The 16,460-nt window shown below is 71.8% G+C and carries 32 protein-coding genes; 30 read left to right on the top strand and 2 right to left on the bottom strand.

Features of this window, described 5'->3' with window-relative positions; all coding sequences use genetic code 11:
- Window positions 1-81: 81 nt before the first annotated feature.
- The 30 genes from ACW4TU_RS18700 to ACW4TU_RS18555 all read left to right on the top strand — a co-directional run bounded on the left by ACW4TU_RS18700 (window position 82) and on the right by ACW4TU_RS18555 (window position 15,564).
- Window positions 82-666: a hypothetical protein gene (locus ACW4TU_RS18700; RefSeq protein WP_457428972.1), complete on the top strand. Its 585-nt coding sequence runs from the start codon at window positions 82-84 to the stop codon at window positions 664-666.
- Entirely contained in the window at window positions 663-1,274 is a 612-nt protein-coding gene (locus ACW4TU_RS18695; RefSeq protein ID WP_457428970.1) for a hypothetical protein, read from the top strand. The genes ACW4TU_RS18700 and ACW4TU_RS18695 overlap by 4 nt, the downstream gene beginning before the upstream one ends.
- The gene (locus ACW4TU_RS18690; protein WP_457428968.1) at window positions 1,271-1,585 is read left to right on the top strand and encodes a hypothetical protein; all 315 of its coding nucleotides are present in this window, start codon (window positions 1,271-1,273) and stop codon (window positions 1,583-1,585) included. The genes ACW4TU_RS18695 and ACW4TU_RS18690 overlap by 4 nt, the downstream gene beginning before the upstream one ends.
- A complete protein-coding gene (locus ACW4TU_RS18685; protein ID WP_457428966.1) occupies window positions 1,573-2,184 on the top strand; it encodes a hypothetical protein in 612 nt (203 codons plus the stop codon). The genes ACW4TU_RS18690 and ACW4TU_RS18685 overlap by 13 nt, the downstream gene beginning before the upstream one ends.
- The gene (locus tag ACW4TU_RS18680; RefSeq protein WP_457428964.1) at window positions 2,184-2,555 is read left to right on the top strand and encodes a DUF6303 family protein; all 372 of its coding nucleotides are present in this window, start codon (window positions 2,184-2,186) and stop codon (window positions 2,553-2,555) included. The genes ACW4TU_RS18685 and ACW4TU_RS18680 overlap by 1 nt, the downstream gene beginning before the upstream one ends.
- Window positions 2,552-3,028, top strand: coding sequence for a hypothetical protein (locus ACW4TU_RS18675; protein ID WP_457428962.1), 477 nt, complete (start codon window positions 2,552-2,554; stop codon window positions 3,026-3,028). The genes ACW4TU_RS18680 and ACW4TU_RS18675 overlap by 4 nt, the downstream gene beginning before the upstream one ends.
- Window positions 3,028-3,615, top strand: a complete 588-nt coding sequence (locus tag ACW4TU_RS18670; RefSeq protein ID WP_457428961.1) for a hypothetical protein — start codon at window positions 3,028-3,030, stop codon at window positions 3,613-3,615. Before ACW4TU_RS18675 ends, ACW4TU_RS18670 begins: the two co-directional genes overlap by 1 nt.
- Window position 3,616: 1 nt before the next feature.
- Window positions 3,617-3,961: a hypothetical protein gene (locus ACW4TU_RS18665; RefSeq protein WP_457428960.1), complete on the top strand. Its 345-nt coding sequence runs from the start codon at window positions 3,617-3,619 to the stop codon at window positions 3,959-3,961.
- A 1-nt stretch (window position 3,962) separates the two neighbouring features.
- Window positions 3,963-4,844, top strand: a complete 882-nt coding sequence (locus ACW4TU_RS18660) for a hypothetical protein (protein ID WP_457428958.1) — start codon at window positions 3,963-3,965, stop codon at window positions 4,842-4,844.
- Window positions 4,826-5,077 carry a hypothetical protein gene (locus ACW4TU_RS18655; protein ID WP_457428957.1) on the top strand — a complete coding sequence of 84 codons (252 nt, stop codon included), beginning with the start codon at window positions 4,826-4,828 and terminating at the stop codon, window positions 5,075-5,077. The genes ACW4TU_RS18660 and ACW4TU_RS18655 overlap by 19 nt, the downstream gene beginning before the upstream one ends.
- A complete protein-coding gene (locus ACW4TU_RS18650; protein WP_457428956.1) occupies window positions 5,074-5,619 on the top strand; it encodes a hypothetical protein in 546 nt (181 codons plus the stop codon). The genes ACW4TU_RS18655 and ACW4TU_RS18650 overlap by 4 nt, the downstream gene beginning before the upstream one ends.
- 138 nt (window positions 5,620-5,757) lie before the next feature.
- Window positions 5,758-5,901, top strand: a complete 144-nt coding sequence (locus tag ACW4TU_RS18645) for a hypothetical protein (RefSeq protein ID WP_457428955.1) — start codon at window positions 5,758-5,760, stop codon at window positions 5,899-5,901.
- A 57-nt stretch (window positions 5,902-5,958) separates the two neighbouring features.
- Window positions 5,959-7,629: a hypothetical protein gene (locus ACW4TU_RS18640; protein ID WP_457428954.1), complete on the top strand. Its 1,671-nt coding sequence runs from the start codon at window positions 5,959-5,961 to the stop codon at window positions 7,627-7,629.
- 19 nt (window positions 7,630-7,648) lie between these two features.
- On the top strand, window positions 7,649-7,993 hold the full coding sequence (locus ACW4TU_RS18635) for a hypothetical protein (protein ID WP_457428953.1): 345 nt from the start codon (window positions 7,649-7,651) through the stop codon (window positions 7,991-7,993).
- Entirely contained in the window at window positions 7,990-8,205 is a 216-nt protein-coding gene (locus ACW4TU_RS18630) for a hypothetical protein (protein ID WP_457428952.1), read from the top strand. Before ACW4TU_RS18635 ends, ACW4TU_RS18630 begins: the two co-directional genes overlap by 4 nt.
- On the top strand, window positions 8,202-8,999 hold the full coding sequence (locus ACW4TU_RS18625; protein WP_457428951.1) for a WhiB family transcriptional regulator: 798 nt from the start codon (window positions 8,202-8,204) through the stop codon (window positions 8,997-8,999). The genes ACW4TU_RS18630 and ACW4TU_RS18625 overlap by 4 nt, the downstream gene beginning before the upstream one ends.
- 77 nt (window positions 9,000-9,076) lie before the next feature.
- Window positions 9,077-9,607: a hypothetical protein gene (locus tag ACW4TU_RS18620; protein WP_457428950.1), complete on the top strand. Its 531-nt coding sequence runs from the start codon at window positions 9,077-9,079 to the stop codon at window positions 9,605-9,607.
- Window positions 9,604-10,263 carry a hypothetical protein gene (locus ACW4TU_RS18615; protein WP_457428949.1) on the top strand — a complete coding sequence of 220 codons (660 nt, stop codon included), beginning with the start codon at window positions 9,604-9,606 and terminating at the stop codon, window positions 10,261-10,263. Before ACW4TU_RS18620 ends, ACW4TU_RS18615 begins: the two co-directional genes overlap by 4 nt.
- 1 nt (window position 10,264) lies before the next feature.
- The gene (locus ACW4TU_RS18610; protein WP_457428948.1) at window positions 10,265-10,615 is read left to right on the top strand and encodes a hypothetical protein; all 351 of its coding nucleotides are present in this window, start codon (window positions 10,265-10,267) and stop codon (window positions 10,613-10,615) included.
- The gene (locus ACW4TU_RS18605; RefSeq protein ID WP_457428947.1) at window positions 10,615-10,857 is read left to right on the top strand and encodes a DUF6011 domain-containing protein; all 243 of its coding nucleotides are present in this window, start codon (window positions 10,615-10,617) and stop codon (window positions 10,855-10,857) included. Before ACW4TU_RS18610 ends, ACW4TU_RS18605 begins: the two co-directional genes overlap by 1 nt.
- The gene (locus ACW4TU_RS18600; protein ID WP_457428946.1) at window positions 10,844-11,089 is read left to right on the top strand and encodes a hypothetical protein; all 246 of its coding nucleotides are present in this window, start codon (window positions 10,844-10,846) and stop codon (window positions 11,087-11,089) included. The genes ACW4TU_RS18605 and ACW4TU_RS18600 overlap by 14 nt, the downstream gene beginning before the upstream one ends.
- 11 nt (window positions 11,090-11,100) lie before the next feature.
- A complete protein-coding gene (locus tag ACW4TU_RS18595) occupies window positions 11,101-11,304 on the top strand; it encodes a hypothetical protein (protein ID WP_457428945.1) in 204 nt (67 codons plus the stop codon).
- Window positions 11,301-11,582 carry a hypothetical protein gene (locus ACW4TU_RS18590; protein ID WP_457428944.1) on the top strand — a complete coding sequence of 94 codons (282 nt, stop codon included), beginning with the start codon at window positions 11,301-11,303 and terminating at the stop codon, window positions 11,580-11,582. Before ACW4TU_RS18595 ends, ACW4TU_RS18590 begins: the two co-directional genes overlap by 4 nt.
- On the top strand, window positions 11,579-12,028 hold the full coding sequence (locus tag ACW4TU_RS18585; RefSeq protein ID WP_457428943.1) for a hypothetical protein: 450 nt from the start codon (window positions 11,579-11,581) through the stop codon (window positions 12,026-12,028). The genes ACW4TU_RS18590 and ACW4TU_RS18585 overlap by 4 nt, the downstream gene beginning before the upstream one ends.
- The gene (locus ACW4TU_RS18580) at window positions 12,025-12,243 is read left to right on the top strand and encodes a hypothetical protein (protein ID WP_457428942.1); all 219 of its coding nucleotides are present in this window, start codon (window positions 12,025-12,027) and stop codon (window positions 12,241-12,243) included. The genes ACW4TU_RS18585 and ACW4TU_RS18580 overlap by 4 nt, the downstream gene beginning before the upstream one ends.
- Window positions 12,240-13,874, top strand: a complete 1,635-nt coding sequence (locus tag ACW4TU_RS18575) for a hypothetical protein (protein ID WP_457428941.1) — start codon at window positions 12,240-12,242, stop codon at window positions 13,872-13,874. The genes ACW4TU_RS18580 and ACW4TU_RS18575 overlap by 4 nt, the downstream gene beginning before the upstream one ends.
- Window positions 13,871-14,032, top strand: a complete 162-nt coding sequence (locus tag ACW4TU_RS18570) for a hypothetical protein (protein WP_457428940.1) — start codon at window positions 13,871-13,873, stop codon at window positions 14,030-14,032. Before ACW4TU_RS18575 ends, ACW4TU_RS18570 begins: the two co-directional genes overlap by 4 nt.
- Window positions 14,033-14,034: 2 nt before the next feature.
- Window positions 14,035-14,601 (top strand): hypothetical protein, encoded by a 567-nt coding sequence (locus ACW4TU_RS18565; RefSeq protein ID WP_457428939.1) that lies wholly within the window; start codon window positions 14,035-14,037, stop codon window positions 14,599-14,601.
- A complete protein-coding gene (locus ACW4TU_RS18560) occupies window positions 14,598-14,846 on the top strand; it encodes a hypothetical protein (RefSeq protein ID WP_457428938.1) in 249 nt (82 codons plus the stop codon). The genes ACW4TU_RS18565 and ACW4TU_RS18560 overlap by 4 nt, the downstream gene beginning before the upstream one ends.
- Entirely contained in the window at window positions 14,824-15,564 is a 741-nt protein-coding gene (locus tag ACW4TU_RS18555) for a hypothetical protein (RefSeq protein WP_457428937.1), read from the top strand. The genes ACW4TU_RS18560 and ACW4TU_RS18555 overlap by 23 nt, the downstream gene beginning before the upstream one ends.
- Before the next feature lie 70 nt (window positions 15,565-15,634).
- Here ACW4TU_RS18555 and ACW4TU_RS18550 read toward each other — a convergent pair whose 3' ends face one another.
- Both ACW4TU_RS18550 and ACW4TU_RS18545 read right to left on the bottom strand, forming a co-directional pair.
- The gene (locus ACW4TU_RS18550) at window positions 15,635-16,093 is read right to left on the bottom strand and encodes a DUF6221 family protein (protein ID WP_457428936.1); all 459 of its coding nucleotides are present in this window, start codon (window positions 16,091-16,093) and stop codon (window positions 15,635-15,637) included.
- Window positions 16,094-16,098: 5 nt separating this feature from the next.
- On the bottom strand, window positions 16,099-16,374 hold the full coding sequence (locus ACW4TU_RS18545; RefSeq protein WP_457428935.1) for a hypothetical protein: 276 nt from the start codon (window positions 16,372-16,374) through the stop codon (window positions 16,099-16,101).
- Window positions 16,375-16,460 lie beyond the last annotated feature (86 nt).

Here is a 16,460-nt window from a genome sequence, read left to right as displayed (position 1 = left end):
GAAAACGGGGCCATACGAACCCTGCTCGGTCCGTACGACCCCGCTCAAGACGACACCTCACCACGTGAAATGAGGTTCACCGTGGAACAGGCTACCCAGCCCGCCACCCCCACCGCACCCTCCGAGACCAGAACCCCCGTGCCACCGGGTGCGACGGTTCAGCAGGCACACGCCCTGGCCAGCCGGATCATCGGCCACCTCAGCACGTGGCCCCGCGCCATAGAGCTGCACCGCGAACTCACCGGCGAGTACAGCGTCCACGTCTTCTGGAGCCACGACGTGTCCGGCGTCAGCGCCCTCGCCGCCTGGGCCGACGCTGCCTGGGACCTGGTGCCCAGCGAGACCGGCACCGGCATCTGGGCAGAGACCCGCACCCACGTCGACGACGTCGCAGTCTGGGCCTACACCCTGCTGTCCAGGGACGAGGCGGACCAGGCCCGCTCGATGATCCTGCCGCCCGCCCCGCAGCCCGCCGCGCCGGCCCCGGACCCGTCCGGTTCGAGCACCCACGCCGTACCGCCGGCCCCGCCCGTCGACGAGGACCAGGCGGCGGCCGACACCGTCACCGTGGTGCCGTCGCCCACGGCCGTGCCGCTCGGATCCAGCATCCTGGCGCACGTCGCCGCCGTCTCCCCGCAGGCCGCACCCGGGGCGGATGTCCTGTGAGCCGCGACCTGCAGCACCGGCTGCACACCCAGCTCCGCACCGCCGTCGACCTCCTCGACCTCCCGCTCACCGAGCAGCACATCGAGCGCCTGGCCGTCGAGATGACCGCCCCCGTCAAAGCCCTGCTCGCCGAGGCCCTGGCCGGCGCGGAGGAACAGGCGCCCCTGCTCGTCACGATCACCGTCCCCGTCATCAGCGTCGGCTCCGGCCCGTGCTTCGACGATGCGGTCGGTGTGGCGACGAGCGAGTACGCGGGCTGCGTCAACCACATCGGCCTGGACGTCGACTGCGATTCCCCGGCCGCCGCCCTCGCCGACCAGCTGCGCCGCCAGCCGGACGTGACCGCGACCGACATCCCCACCGGCACCCACATGGGACTGACCGTACGGCCCCCGTCCCTGCACGCCTGGGCCTGGTGGCTGCACAAACTCGGCATCCCCTCCCACGCGGTCACCGTCCAGGGCGAAGCCGCGTACGCGGTCGGTGAGAAGGACGGTGTCTGCGTCCTTCTCTGCGGCGACGGCGTTCCCGAACTCCTCACCGACCGGCCCGCCGCACGCCTCGCCGGAGTCCTCGCCGAGCCCGTCGCAGCTGGACACCCGTGGTGAACACGACCACCACGACGGCCGAGTGGCTCGGCGCCGGCCTCATCGGTATCTGCGCGCTGGCCCTCGTCGCCGTGGCTGCGGTCGCCGGTGAATCCCACGCCAACGCGTCCGCCGACCTGGCCCTGGCCGCCTACCGCGACCAACGCCACAGCCCGGACCACACCCCCGGCACCCCGGCCCCCGCCCCGCGGGCGATCCCGCCGTGCCCCGCCTACACGCCTGACATCACCGTGCTCACCGAGACCGTCCGGCTCACCCCCGCGACAGCCCCCCGAGCACGTCACCGCAAGGGATCACGATGGACCCTCTGATCGAAGTCCAGTACTTCGGGTGGCAGCCGCTCACCCACACCCTCACCTGCCCCAACCCCGTCTGGGACACCGTCGAACTCCGCCACGACGACGGCATCCGCACACCACCCACCGCCACCGACACACACACCTGCACCCACAACGGCTGCACCCACGCGAACACCTTCGACCGCGTGCAGATCCGTCTCCTCTGCAGGGACTGCGACACCGTCCACCTCGTACGGGGCGAGGGACACGGCCAGACCGCCGTCACCACCGCCGACACCGGCTGGGGCCAACAGCCCACCCGACACGGCGAGATGTGGCTGTGGCCCGGCCAGCCCGACATCCCCGGCGGCAACCCCCACGACTACCTCGTCACCCGCACCCCCAACCCCATCACCCCCGGTGCGGTCTACGGGCTGATCGCCAAGTACCGCGACTCCGAAGGAGCACCCCGCTGGGTCGCCGGTGCCAAGCCTGACCCCGACGGCGCCCACTACGTCAGCAGCCTCCGCTTCCGCCACCGCTCCGCCGGCCTCCACAACCTCGACGAAGCTGCCGCCTGGATCACCACCGCCGACACCCGCCCCCAGCGCCCCTTGGTGGTGCACGTCTGATGACGGACACCACGAAGCCCGTCACCGTACGGGCCGGCCTACGCCGCGTGTGCTGCGAGATCGACACCAACCGCCTGCGCCAGAACACCAACCGCGCGTACTGGGAGCTGTACCTCGTCGTCTACAACACGACGGAACAGTGGCCCGCTCACACCTGGCCCGTCTCCCGTCGCCACCAGATCCCCACCATCGCCGAACGCACCCAGGCCCTGGCCGAACTCGGCTACGCCCCGGCGCCCGACGCCGAGTGGATGTGGGTGGAGGACGAGACCCCGGACAACCACGGCCACCCCGTCGCGGTCAGCGTCTTCGCGGGCATCGACATCATCCCGCTCGAGCAGGCCGCCCCCACGGGCGGTGAGTCCGCATGATCAAGCCGGACACGAAGGTGACCATCGCCATCGACTTCGACCTGGCCGCGCTGTCCCACGTCCCGGACGCCCGCCTCGCGATGCTCTGGCACGTCGCCCAGGCCAACCCCGCCCCGCACGGAGACGAGCAGGCCGGCGAGACGGTGAGGAAGATCGGGCAGGAGATCGTCCGCCGCTGGCTCGCGTCGACCGGGCCCGAGATGTACCACCACCAGGCGCGGGACTACTACTGGCACCACCTCGGCCGGTTCGCCTCGCACCGCGACGGCGACTGGCGCCCCGACCCCGAGAAGATTGCCAAGTACGAGGCGGAACAGGCCACTTCGACGGCGCTCTCCTCCGGCGAGTACCTGTACTGCGGCGCCAGCCTCAGCCACCGGCCCGAGTACCCGCTCACCTGTCACCGGCGCATCGGCCACGACGGGCCGTGCTCACGCTACCGGGACAAGGACACCGCAGGCGGTGAGGGCTGATGCCGTCGCGTACCGACATCACCGAGGAGAGCGCCGAGGCCGTCGTCTCGCGTACCGAGCTGTCGCGGTGGGTGGATATCGCTGCTGCGCTGAACGCCGCGCACGACGCGGGGATGCCGGTGGGCATCGACCTCGACGGGACCCTCACCGACCGCCGCGCATGGTCGGTGATCTGGGACCGCGACACCGGCCGGTGGACGGTCGCCGGATACGAGGACCAGGCCGAGACGGACAACGAGGAGGAGGACATCCCGGCCGCCGGCACCATCGCGGCCGGGACGGCGTCCACTGCTCGAGCGGAAATCCTCCGCGCCCTCCAGGCCTACGGCCATACCGCGACCGCCGCCCGCGGCCTCCTCTCGCGCGCCGACCACGAACCCCGCCACGACGACCCCAACGACCCCGCCCCGGATCCCGACTTCCGGGAAACCCTCGATGGCGGGCACGCCCTGGTCATCGAGTACGGCGACTGCGAAATGCATGCCTCCTGCCAGTGCGGCAGCCACCTCGGCATGACCACCCCCGACGCCTCCCTCGACACCTTCGTCCCTGCCTGGGAGCACCACACCAACACGGAGGTGGTCTGACATGGCGCTCAACCGGAAGCGACCCGCCGCCGACCACGCGAAGACTGCCCTCGCCCTGGCCGCCCAGCCGTACGAGTGGGGACCCGTCCGCGTCTACCCCACCACCTACGGGGCCGCCGACGTCGGCCGCGACATCGAGGACGCCCGCGGCAACTTCTCCGTGTACGGGCCCGCCGGCTACTTCGAGACCCGCACCACGCCCGTCGAGGACGGCACCCTCCTCGAGGCCCGCTACATCGGCGGCACCTCCAAGCCCCGCCGGCGCTCGGCCACCGCTACGGACCTGATGTGGGCCGACGCCATCTCCGGTCTCGCCCCTCCCACCGGACCGAACGGAGCGTCATGACATGGGCACCACCCCGCAGCGGCGCACCGCCAACCACCCCCAGATCGCCAAGGAGCTGACCGCCCGCCCGTACGAGTGGGGGGCCGTCGCCACCTACCCGGCCGCCTACGTCGCCGCGTCGACCGCCAGCCACATCCGCAACGCGCAGCGCGGGTTCCACGTGTACGGGCCCGCCGGCTCCTTCGAGACCCGTGCCACGCGAGTCGAGGACGGCACTCTCCTCGAGGCCCGCTACGTCCGCGGCATCGCCCGCCCCCTGAACGGCCTGATCCAGGGAACCGCCGACACCCAGCCCGCCCCCGCCGGGCCCGGCCAGGTGTGGCCCGACGCCGTCCCCGTCCTCTCCCCACCCATTGGATCGAACGGAACACCCATGACCACGCCCGCGCCCGCTCTCCCGCACGACCCGTACATCACCGCCGTCTGCGAGGCCCTCGACAAGGCCGGCCTTGAGGTCAAGGACGGCCGGACCGACGACTGCGAGACCCGTGGCACGTACTGCTACCTCAACGCCGTGATCGAGCTGGACATGCTCACCACCGGCCTCCAACAGGAGTGGCCGCACGGGCTGCTGCTGATCTGGGAGTGGCACACCGGCCGCGAGACCGAGCAGGGCGAGCCGGAGCGCGGCCCCCAGTGGTCATTCGCCGAGCTGAAGGCCGACGGCTCCAACGAGTACCCGACCGACCTGCCTGTGGAGGGCTACGCGAGCCCGGCCGCGGTCGTCGAGGCCGCCCGCAAAGTCATCAGCCAGGAGATCCAGGCCGGGTCGTTCCACAACCTCGGTCAGTGGCGTGGCTGGGACGGCGGGATCATCGGCGACTCCTGGGAGCAGGCCGACGAGCTGGAGTCCGCTGCCGCCGCGTGGGACGCCGAGGAGTGATCCGCCGGAAACGGCCGCCCGCGTGCGAGGCCGTCGCGCTGCCCCACGGCCTGACGTACACGCGCTTCTACGTCTGCGGCTGGCGGTGCAACCGCCACACACCGGCAGCGGAGAAGGGCCGGCCGGAATCCCCGGCCGGGCCCGGCTGGCCCATCCACCGACAGCCCCCACCCGACACCCCCGAGGCTGCTGCCCCCACCGGCGCCGACCACGAACAGGAGCCCATGCCGTGAGCAACACCGCCCGTCCCCGCTGCTTCTCACCCGCCGACATGGCCCGCGCACCCCGCACCCCGCTGGCAGCGCGGCCCGCCGGATCCGCCCGGCCCCCGACCGCCGAACCGCAGTCGCCGCAACCGGCACCGCAGCCCGCCGCCCAGGAGCCGAGGACACCGGCCGTCGGGGACTCGATCGAACCCGGCAGGCTGCGCCGCGACGAACACCTGCGCACGCTCTACAGCCAGGCCATCCGCATCAGCCGCCTGCTTCCCAACACGCGGCTCGTCGCCCTCACCCTGCTGTCTTACGCGCATTTCAACACCGGCCTCATCGGCGCGCGATACCAGCCCACCGACGACGAGCTGGCCGAAGCCACCGGCCTGCACGCCGATCAGGTCCGCGGCCAGGTGGAGATCCTCCGGCAGCGCGGATGGTGCCGGGCCCGCACCATCACCGACGGCCCGCGCGCCGGCGAAACCGCTCTCAAGCTCACCGTCCCGGCGCTCGTCCTCGAGCAGCTCCGCGCCCCCAAGAGCGAGCCCTTGCCCGCCGGTTGACCCGAAGCCACCATCCCGGCGGCCTCACCCCGGGGCGTCCCCCACGCCCGAGGCCGCCACCCCCAGGGTCCCGCCCGGCCAACCCCCGAGCCGGGCGGGACCCACCCCCAACAATCCGCCCCTGTGAAGGGAACCCCCGTGACCGCTCGTCACCACCAGGGCCGCCCGCTCAGACGCGCCCTGGTCGCGCTCGGCGCAGGCCTCACCGCCGCCGCCTTACTGCTGACCGCCGGCAGCCACCAGCCGGACACCTGCCGCCCCGCCGCCTGCACCACCCGCTGACCCCGCCACCACCACACCCGAAGGAACCCGATGTCCGCCGTCGCGCACGCAGCCCCCGTGGCTGCACCGCACCTCCAGCCGCCGTGCGCGGCCGAGGGTGCGCGCCCGCGCGCCGGCGGACACACCATCAAAGTCCCCCTGCGCCTGGTCGTAGGTGCTCAGTACCCGGATGCGGCCCTGAGCACCTACGTCAAGATCGCAGCACTGGCCCTCCGCCCGGAAGGCTGCACCGCCAAGGTCGCGGTGATCGCCGGATACCTCGGCATGTCCAAGTCCTCGGTGGAGAGGGGTCTTCGCCCGCTCATCGGGCCCGACCTCGTCGACGGCATCACCGAGATCCCGACCGTACGGCGCACCCTGCCCGGCGGCACCGGCGAGTCCGCACACCGCGTCACCCGCATCCTCACCACCGGCGAGCTGTGGGTCCGTATCCCCATCCGCGCCGCCGAAGCCCTGAGCCCCCGCCTGCTGCGCCTGTACGCGCTCCTCGCCTACGCCACCGCCCGCCGTATCCCCGTCACCGCCGCCGAGCTCGCCGAGCAGCTCTACCACCACACCGGGGACAAGGCCGGACGGCACCTGTCCGAGCGGCAGGCACGGCGCCTGGTCGACGAGCTGGAGGCGACGGGCTGGCTGACCGTGCACCGCCGTGAGGGCGAGCAGGGCCGCCACGCGTACGAGACCCACCGCCACCCCCTCCACAGCGTTCCCGCCACGATCACCACCGCGGCGACCGAGCCTGCGGGCGATGAGCAACTGGCGCTGTGGGACACCGAGTCACCGGTCATTCATGACGGATCGGGTCCGGGCGATCATGACGGATCCCTCGCGACTGAGGAAGACCTGAGTACTGACCGACCTGGTGAAACAGAAAAAGCTGGGGGCATCCGCCGTAGGCGAACTCACGTAAGTACACCGCGCGGTGCTTCGGGTACCTCCGTTCCGGACACCTTCGCCCCGGACGATCGCGTGCTACGCACGGATAGCCACACCCCACCCAGCAGCGTCGCCGACCGCGCCCCGTACACCGGACCCGGACTCCAGCTCTCCCCCCGCGTCTGGCGCGTCCTCACCCCCCTCCACCACGAACTCCCCGGCATCAGCACGTTCGTCCTGCGGAAGATCGCCCGCGCCATCGGCGCCCATCTCAACGACGGCACCGACGAGCAGCGGCTGACGGACCGCCTCGAGCGCCGCTACGCCACGACCACCACCGTCCGCGACATCGGCCGCTGGATCCTCGGCGCAGCACTGGTCCGCCACGGCTGTGGCCGACCCGACTGCGAGACCGGCGTCATCTGGCCCACCGGCGCGGACTGCGAACTGTGCGCCGCCAACCGGCAAACCACCGCCGCCCGGGCCCAGCGCGAGGCCGACCTCGCCGCCAGCGAACTCCGGTTGGTTGAGCAGCGCAGGCAACGCGAGACCCAGACCGGCGGCGCCGCCGAGGGCCAGGAGCAGCACGGCCTCGCCGCCAGTACGGCGGGCGAGCAGCTGCTCGCGCAGCCCGGCGCCGACCCGTCGCCCTCCCCGGCCGGGGACGTGCCGCTGCAGCCGGCCGTGCCATGGCCTGCCCGGGCCACCGAAGCGGAACGGACCGCCGCCACCCCGGCGGACATCCGTACGGCTATCGCCCGCCACGGCCCTGCCGCCGCAGTCCACGTCTACGGCCTGCGCCTGGTCGCCCCGCACCTCAACGCCCTCGACCTGCCCGACACCGGCACCTGACCCGGAAGGACCCCGTGCAATGCCGCCCTACCCGAATCAGAAGCCCGCCCCCCGTAACGGGTCAGGCCAATGCACCCGCTGCCACGCCGACGTCATCTACTGCCTCAACGCCAACGGCAACACCCAGGCGATCAACGCCCAGCGCGTCGACTACGGCAACCAGGCCGTACGCCAGGACTCCGCCGGCCGCTGGCACGTACGCCAACTCACCAAGGACCGCCCCACCCTCGAGGGATCCGAGGCCCTCCACTACCCGCACGCCCCCACCTGCGGCAACCCGGCGCCGCGCGTTCCGGTACCGGCTCGCCGGTCCGACCGGCGCGGTGCTCCCGTGCGCCCGGGCCCCTGGAAGTACGGCCGATGACCACCACCCCGCCCAACCAGCAGACGGTGCCGGACGAGGACCACGCCAACGGCGCCGCCTGGACCAGCACCCACGGACTGCCCGACCACATCCGGCCCTGGACCCCGGCCGAGCAGGCCGAACACCTGGCCACCCTCACCGAAGGCATCGCCGGATTCGCCGTCACACAAGCCCTGTACCGCGCCGCCGCCCGCAAGGAGCGCCAGCCGTGAGGGGGCCAGCCGGCGCCCGCGCCGCCGACCCAGCGGACTGGCGTGCACAGGCCGCATGCCTCGGCGACGACACCGACTCCTGGTTCATCAGCAAGGGCCCCTACAGCACCGCCCAGCCCATCTGCGCCCGCTGCCCGGTCCGCGCCGAGTGCCTCTACGAAGCACTGCAGACCGAACCGGCCAACCTGCGGTTCGGCATGTGGGGCGGACTCTCCGGCAGGCAACGCCACCGCCTCCCCGCCCTCCCCACCCCGAAGGCCGCCGCCATCGCCGCCCTCCGAGAACTCCTCGACACCGCCCAGGACGACGACCCACCCACCGAAAGGACCCAGCAGCCCATGACCACCGCACCCTCCCCGACCCCAGCGCCGCCGGCCGCCGACGTACCGCTGAAGACCGCCGCCGACATCGCCGAGAAGCTCCCCCTCGGCCGGCTCCTCAAGTGGGGCGACGAACACCCCGACCCGGACGTCCGCGACCAGGCCGAGCGCGCCCGCCTCGCACTGGCCGGCCTCCGCCAACGCCACGTTGCCGACCAGGAACTGAACGACCTCACCACCGAACGCGAGCAGCTGGAGAAGCGACTCGCCGAACTCCAGGCACGCGAAGCCGAACTCGCGCCAGCCAAGAAGAAGACGAAGCGGAAGCCAGCCCCCGTCCGCGACTACGACACCCGCACAGTGCGCGCCTGGGCCAACGCGAACGGCATCGACTGCCCGCGCGTCGGCCAACTCCCCAAGCAGGTCCTCGTCGCCTGGCGCACCGCGACCACCCTCAGCGCCCCGCCGTCGTGAGCACGCGTACGGCCGCCCCTGTCCTTAGCAGGGGCGGCCGACCCGGCCAGTCCACCACACCCACCAGGAGTCATCCCATGGGCCGCTACCGCAAACGCCCGGTCGAAGTCGACGCGCGCCAGTTCACGACGGACACCATGCACGACGTACTCGCCTGGATCCGCGAGCAGGGAGGCACCGCCACCGAGGCCGCCGCCGACAACCGCCCGGTCCTGTACATCCACACCCTCGAAGGGAACATGCAGGCCTGCCCCGGCGACTGGATCGTGCAAGGGGTACGCGGCGAGTTCCACCCCGTACGCGGCGACATCTTCACCGACACCTACGAGCCCGCCACCGCACCGCTCGCGGCTGCCGACCGAGACGGTGTCCTGCCTGCCGGGTTCCGCTCGGTCGTGGCGATCGCTGTGACGTGCGCCGCCTGCGAGTACGAGTTCGACGAGGACGAGTCGCACACCGTCCACTTCGACACTGTCGCCCAGGCCCAGCAGGTCCTCCGAGACCACGGCTGGACCGTCCTCGCCGACGGCCGCGCTATCTGCGACAGCGACGAGCCCGACCACCATGAGCTGCGCCCCGGCACACCCGCACCGGAGACCGGACAGTGACCGGCCCCGTCCTCCTGGCAGCCGAGCCAGCCGCGACTCCGGCCCTCGCGGGTGGCATCCCCGAACGGGTCCTCGCCCACATGGAGGGCGCCTACCCGGACGGGTCCGAAGCCGGGGACTGGCAGATCGCCCGCGACTACCGCGACGACACAGCGATTGTCGTGTGGCGGTGCACCGGTGACCTGCTGACGATGCCGCGGATCCGCGGTCAGCAGCTGTACCGATGGCTCGGCTCTCTGCACGACGCCGGCTTCACCGTCCAGGCCCGCACCGACATGGAAGCCTTCGGCCGCCCCGGCGAGGAGTCCGCCGACGGGATCGCGCATTGGCTGCACGTCACCGGCTGGCAGCCCACCCAGTCGCGTACCCCAGAGACGCTGAGCGAGATCGCGAAACGGCTGCGCAACCGGCTGGGTGTCGTGCCGGAGCACAACGTGACGCTCGACCCCGGCCTGGTGCCGCAGATCGACGGCCGACGAGTGCACGGCATCCGGTTCGCGACGGTCAACGGCGCGCTACGGGTGGCCGTCGCGTTTGAGGACGAGGCCTTGCTGCTTCCGGATCCACCCGGCTGGGTGGCGGACCTTGCCCGGGCCCATGAGGGACATGGCGAGGCCTGGTGCTACCCGCACGGCTGTCCCGGCGAGGAGAACTGACATGCCCGGCTTCACGTTCGAGCAGCCGCCCGACCGGCTCACCTGGTACCACCTGCCCTCCCTCCTGGCGGCCGAGGCCGGACGCCTGACCTACAACCCGGCCTGGTACCCGTTCCACCGCGTGTCGAACAACGCGGTCGCCTGCCACTGGGCCGGCCTCCTCGTCGACGGCGACGGCGGCATGGTCCTCACCGACCTCGGCCGCACCATGCTCACCGACTGGAAGAACACCCCGGCCGGGCAGGCCTGGCTCGCCGAAGAAGCCGACGACGAACCGGACCACGACGAGCACCACCAGACGCAGCCGGTCCCCGCGGTCGTCGAGCAGCTCGACCTGTTCGGAGCCGCGTGATGACCGTCGAGTGCGAGCTGTGTCACCAGCCCATCCGCTCCGCGGCGTCCCGCGCCCGGCGGATCGGCTCGCGCTGCTGGCGGAAACTCCCGCCCGCCCAACGCGCCGTGATGCGCCGCCTCCTCAAGGCCACCGCCGCCCCGAGCGCGGCCCGCGTACGCCGCGTCCTCAACCAACCCACCCCCGTCGCCGACGGCCAACTCCCCCTCGACCACCAGGAGATCCCGAATGCCCGCCTATAGCGGCCTCACCCTCAACCTCACCGTCCGGACCGCGACCGCCGGCCACGCCGCACCCCGCACTGCCGACGAGGCCGCCGCCCTCCTCACCGCCCAGGGCCGACACGTCCACCTCGTCTCCGAAAGCGACACCCACTGCCTCACCGGCGCATGCATCCCCGCCCTCGTCGACGGACTCCTCGGCACAGCGCCACGCCGACGCCCGCACCTCAGCGCCCCGCTTCCCCTCACGTAAGGAGCCCCGCCGTGACGAACACTCGCTGCCCCGGCTGCCCATCCGGCATGAAGGGCCCCGGCAAGTACCTCTGCCTCGGCTGCTGGAACACCCTCCCCATGACGCAGCGACGCCTCCTCAACCGTCGCGACAACCGAGCCAGGGGCCGTCTGCAGGAGCTGTACAGGCAGACCGCCCAAGGCGTGCCCCTCGACGAGATCCAGGTGACCCCGTGACCACCGACCCCGGCATGGCCGAACTCGCGCGCGCCCGCAGCGAGTTGTCGACCCAGCTCTACAAGGGCGTCCGTGGGACGCGCGCGCACGAGCGGGTGGCCGAGCTGGTCGACGCACACCAGACCGCAGTCAAGGACGTCCTCGCCCACCGGCTCGCCGAACAGCAGCGCGACCACCTCCGCAGTCACGGCTACGACCTCGACTGCGTGTGCGGCGGCTGTACCTGCTGCCTCGCCAAGGAGTTCATCGACCTCATTGACCCGGAGGCGCGACCGTGACCACCCACCTGCGGTACGCGATCGGCACCGCCACCGCCGGCCTGGCCCTCATCGGCCTCGCCATCTTCCTGGCCGTCAACGGCCAGCCGTGGCCCGCCCTGTCCGCCCTGGGCAGCGCGGTCCTCCTCGCCTGGGACACCCGCCGCGAGGCCGTCCTGCACCAGCGGCGCCTGGCCGAGCACGACCTCGCCCGACGCCGGGCCGAAGGCGAGACGGTGCCCGCTCTGGATCCGTGCTGCCTCCTCAACCCCCGTACGAAGGGCCTGGCGCACGACCACCGGTGCACGATGCCCGGCCCCGCCATCCACGTCCTGCACGCCGACGACACGACAGCGGGATGGACCGCATACGAACGGCTCGCCGCCCGGGTCACCGAGAGCGACGTGCGTTCCGGCCTTGGCACCCCCGCCAACGAAGCCGACATCGGAAAGGACCAGACCACGTGAGCCCCGCCGAGGAACTCCGGCACGCCGCGTTCCTCCTCCGCAACCCCCTCCGCCGCCCGGCCGCGCTCGGAAGCCTCGACCTCACCGAGCCGCTCGCCGAACTGCTGGAGACCGCCGCCGAGTACGCCAACGTCTGCGACACCCCCACGCACCCGACACACCTCGTCCGCGCGCTCACCGTGGCCCGCGCGATCAACCCCCAGGAGCCCACGTGAGTAAGACCCCGCTGCCCTCGGGCATCAGCCCCGGCACGAAGGCCGTCATCAGCGCGGCCGAGGAACTGACCCTGCAGGTCCGACGCATCGCCAACGCCCTCACGACACCCACCGCCGTCATCCGCGACGGCGTACTGACACCCCTCAACGCCGCCACCACAGCTCCCCCCGCCACGTGCAGCGCGCAGTACATGAAGCACGCCGAGGTGATCCGCAACTGCATCCGAGTCGCTCACCACATCGGCACCGGACGCCCACACACAGACGAGCAGGGCTTCAACTGGTCGGACACCGTGGCCGTCTACCCCACCGAGACACAGACGATCTCCGCGTGCAACGAGCCCGGCCCGTGGGGCGACGCCCACGCCTGCATCCGCCCCGCCGGCCACACCGACGACCACGAGGCACACGACGGCTGCGGCTGGCGCACCGGCATGTGCGACAGCGGACACCACAGGCAGCACCCGGGGTTCAGCTGCCCGGAGGTCGACCAGACCCGCCCGTACTGGAACGCACGGTGGGAGCACGAGCAGGGGGCCACGACAGCATCGGACCCCACCGACGTGTGGACACCCGACCCGCCCATCGGATGCCTCCTGCCCACCCAAGCCCCGCCCGCGACGACGTGCAGCGCCCGGTACGCCCTGCCCGACTACCCGCTGGGCGAGTGCATTCGCACCGCCGGGCACGCCGCTGATACCGACCACACCGACAACCTCGGGCGCAGTTGGACCGACCGCGCGGCCGTGTACCCGCTCGACCCGTACGCGGCACGCGAGGCCCCGGCTGAGGGCGCGCCACTGGCCACCTGCCGCACCATGGAAACCCGCACCTGCCCCGCCTCCTACGCAGGCCCGTGCGGCGAGCGGCCCTGCGCCCGATTCGAATCAGACGACCCCACACCCTGGCTCGACACCGACACCGACAAGGCCTCGTACTACCGGCAGCTCTCAGCCGAGCAGGGACAGGCCCTCGCGCGCGCGGAGACCAGCCGGGCTGAGGCGCAGCGCGACCGAGACCAACACGCCGCCGTACTCACCGAGGTCCTCGCCACGTTCGGCCCGATGCGGGACACGCACGACGGCCCCGTGTCGTACTACGACGGATCCGCGGACATCACGCCGGAGCAGTTCGAGCGGTGGTCCAGCGTGGTCGCGCCGACAGTCGAGCGGCCGTGGTGGCAGACCGTCACCGAGCTGCGCGAGGAACTGAAGCGAGCCGAGGCTGAGAGGGACGGTGCGTACCGCGAACGCGCCCAACTCCTCGCGCTTCTCTCCGCACTCCACCCCTCGGTCATCGCACCCGCACCCGACGTCGACGAGGACGGCTGGCAGATCCTGTATCTCCAGATCGGCGGCACGCAGGCGTCATGGCACATCGCACCCCGCGACACCGAGCTGTACAAGCACGTCGAGTACGTCACCGCCGACGACCGCCGGGCGCAGTGGGACGGCCACACCACCGAGGAGAAGTACGCGCACATCGGGCAGCACGCCGCCCGGCTCTACGCCGAAGCGCGCGGCCGGACCGAGACCCCCGCTCATGAGCGGTACCGGTTCGCGACCACATGGGCTGAGTACGAGGCGGGGCGGCGCGCCGCCCTCGCCGAGTCCACCCAGGAGCAGTCATGACGGCCGTCGGCTGGGACGCGGACGGCTCGGAGGGCGAGCACTGCGGTGGCCCCTGCTGCCACACCACCCCACGCATCCGTCCACCCCGCAGCCCCGGACTCCTCGCCCGCATCCGTAAGGCGCTGCGTGCCGCCGCCAGCACACCCAAGGAGCAATGACCGTGGACACCCCGCCCCCGGCGCCAGCCACAGCCGAACGCCTCGCTGCCCTGCGACACCAACTCGTACAGGAGGGCATCGCCCGGGCCTACCTCAACGCGAGACAACCCGCCGTAGAGACAGCGGGCGCGGCCCTCGCCGAGTTCGCGCGCTGCCTGCGGGAAAACCCGCCGACTCCGCCACGCCAGAACGTCTTGCTTATCCGGGACGAGACCCACAGCTGGAGTGAGATCGGCGGTGTCGTCGGGATCGACTTCGGGTTCGAGCCGCGCGAACGGGTCGTCGTCTGGCCCCGCCAGCACGGCAAGAGCGCCCTCACCCTCGAGGCGACGTTCCACCAGACCGACGGCCTTCGGGACCTGTTCGCCCGGGTCGACGCCCACGTCCACGCCCGCCGGCAGACGACAGTGACCCGCCTCGCTGACGAGTTCCACCGGCCCCGATTCCTGGTCCGCCGCCAGTTCGACGCGGTACAGGACGTCCTCGAGCAGGCCGGGATCGGTGACGGCTATGGCGGCCTCACCATCCGGCAGCCCGTACGCCCACCCGTCCCCGCCCCGTCCCGATGAGCGGCCCGCCGCCCGGCACGCAGTTCCGTCTGCACCTGCGGCACCGGCTGTTCGACGGCTGGATCGAGCCGGGCGGCCTGGCCGTCGCCCTTGAGGACTACGAGTACGGCCTCACCACCTGCGCCGCCACGGTCGAGGACCTGCTCCGCGGCTACGGCGGCGGCTACATCCAGTGGCCCGACGAGTACGACGCACCACCAGAACAGCACGAAGGGGAACCCAGTGACCGAGACCCACACCGCTGAGCCCTCCGCCCCGGCCGGCACCCCGTGCACGGCCGCCACCTGCCACCGCACCCTCCGCGACCACGAACTCAGCCTGGGCCAGAGCATCTGCGACCCATGTGTCGACGTCATCGCGGTCTGGCTGGGCGAGATCCCCCGGCAGATCACCGTCCTCGAGGGCTCCCTGCAGCGCGAGACCACCGGCCCGGGCGGCGGCGGACGCACCACCCACCCCAACGCACCCCTGCCCGGCCGCGACGACGTCCTCAACCTCCTCGCCGTCTTCGCGTGGGCCGACGGAATCTGCGACCCCTACGGCGACGCCCACGAAGACCAGCACGGACCGCTACCCATCGCCGGCGTCCTCATCCCCTGGGTCAGACTCATCACCGAGGAACGCCGCTGGAACCCACCCACCGTCCTCACCCCGCAGGCCCTCGCCGCATGGCTCGCCGCACCCCGCCCCCTCGACTGGGCATCACGCCGCCCCTGGGCAGGAGACATGCGCGACGAACTCCACGCCCTGATGCGCACCATCCGCAACGCCACCTACCTCCGCCCCCGCCGACGCCCCGTGCAGACGCCATGCCCCCGCTGCGAAAGCCTCACCCTCGTCGAGACCGACCACCAGCTGTACATCGAGTGCACCCGCGAGGAGTGCGGGGGACTCTTCACCCGGGACGAGCTGGCCTTCGCCGCAGCCATCCACCCCGACGTCCTCGCCCACAACGCCGCATAGAGTGAACCCGGGACACGAAGAGCCCCGCCGCCCCATCACGACTGGGGCGGCGGGGCACTTCTGCGTTCAGCTACGGCCGCCACTCCTCGCGGTATCCGGGCCGGTCCGCGTACGGCAGCGCGAGTAGGCGCGGCACTGGATTCATTGCGTCGAGGAGCAGCCCGAGGTCGAGGCCAGGCTGAGGGAACTTCGGCGGATCGACCGCCTCCCGGCTCGCACGCTCGTTCCAGTAGACGACTTCGGTGAGGATCCGGCGCTTGGCTTCGATGTCGGCAAGCTTCGCTTCAGCCCGCTTCCTGACAGTCTCGGGCTGGAACCGTGCAACCAAGAGAGCATCGGCCTCATGCCGGGCTCCGTCGAGCCGCACGACGGGCGTGCTCTCGGTCTCGATCCAGGAGTGGTCGAGGTTCACACCGTAGCGAGCACGCCACCGGCCCGCAGTCGCTTTCTCAGCCGCCCAAAGGTCCTTCCGGGCGTGGGCTTCATCGAGGGCTAGCTGCTCGCCGAGCCACCGCACCAGCTCATCCACGCCACTCACTCCTCGGCTTGCGTCGCGCGGGGTCGGTCCTTGCCCGAGCCGGTGTAGCCGCGCTCGATGTCCTGCACCGTCGCCAGCCCCACGCCCAAGGCCTGCGCGATCCTCCGATACGCGACAGGCGGATCTTGCGCGCGCATCTCCAGCACGACCTGGCGGCGCATCTCCCGCCATCGCTTGCCGCGTTGCGCTTGATCGGCCATCACCTCGCCGATCGCCTTCGCGCGCTGCTCTGGATCGGTCATCGCTTCCACCGCGTCCATGGCTTCGATCACGCGTTGAGCCTCCTCGGTCACACCCGGCCTCACATTCTTCGGGCGGGCCGCTTGCCCAGAGTGTACGGGGCCCCGTACAGTCTGTG

The organism is Streptomyces kryoterrae (assembly GCF_054072135.1).
The sequence above is the reverse complement of the archived record's forward strand: the minus strand, read 5'-3'. Positions and strand labels throughout refer to the sequence as shown.

Bases quoted from the DNA above. Each gene is read 5' to 3' on its own strand.
- ACW4TU_RS18685 (WP_457428966.1), top strand. From the start codon at position 1,573: ATGGACCCTCTGATCGAAGTCCAGTACTTCGGGTGGCAGCCGCTCACC.
- ACW4TU_RS18680 (WP_457428964.1), top strand. From the start codon at position 2,184: ATGACGGACACCACGAAGCCCGTCACCGTACGGGCCGGCCTACGCCGC.
- ACW4TU_RS18675 (WP_457428962.1), top strand. From the start codon at position 2,552: ATGATCAAGCCGGACACGAAGGTGACCATCGCCATCGACTTCGACCTG.
- ACW4TU_RS18670 (WP_457428961.1), top strand. From the start codon at position 3,028: ATGCCGTCGCGTACCGACATCACCGAGGAGAGCGCCGAGGCCGTCGTC.
- ACW4TU_RS18665 (WP_457428960.1), top strand. From the start codon at position 3,617: ATGGCGCTCAACCGGAAGCGACCCGCCGCCGACCACGCGAAGACTGCC.
- ACW4TU_RS18660 (WP_457428958.1), top strand. From the start codon at position 3,963: ATGGGCACCACCCCGCAGCGGCGCACCGCCAACCACCCCCAGATCGCC.
- ACW4TU_RS18635 (WP_457428953.1), top strand. From the start codon at position 7,649: ATGCCGCCCTACCCGAATCAGAAGCCCGCCCCCCGTAACGGGTCAGGC.
- ACW4TU_RS18630 (WP_457428952.1), top strand. From the start codon at position 7,990: ATGACCACCACCCCGCCCAACCAGCAGACGGTGCCGGACGAGGACCAC.
- ACW4TU_RS18620 (WP_457428950.1), top strand. From the start codon at position 9,077: ATGGGCCGCTACCGCAAACGCCCGGTCGAAGTCGACGCGCGCCAGTTC.
- ACW4TU_RS18610 (WP_457428948.1), top strand. From the start codon at position 10,265: ATGCCCGGCTTCACGTTCGAGCAGCCGCCCGACCGGCTCACCTGGTAC.
- ACW4TU_RS18605 (WP_457428947.1), top strand. From the start codon at position 10,615: ATGACCGTCGAGTGCGAGCTGTGTCACCAGCCCATCCGCTCCGCGGCG.
- ACW4TU_RS18600 (WP_457428946.1), top strand. From the start codon at position 10,844: ATGCCCGCCTATAGCGGCCTCACCCTCAACCTCACCGTCCGGACCGCG.
- ACW4TU_RS18570 (WP_457428940.1), top strand. From the start codon at position 13,871: ATGACGGCCGTCGGCTGGGACGCGGACGGCTCGGAGGGCGAGCACTGC.
- ACW4TU_RS18560 (WP_457428938.1), top strand. From the start codon at position 14,598: ATGAGCGGCCCGCCGCCCGGCACGCAGTTCCGTCTGCACCTGCGGCAC.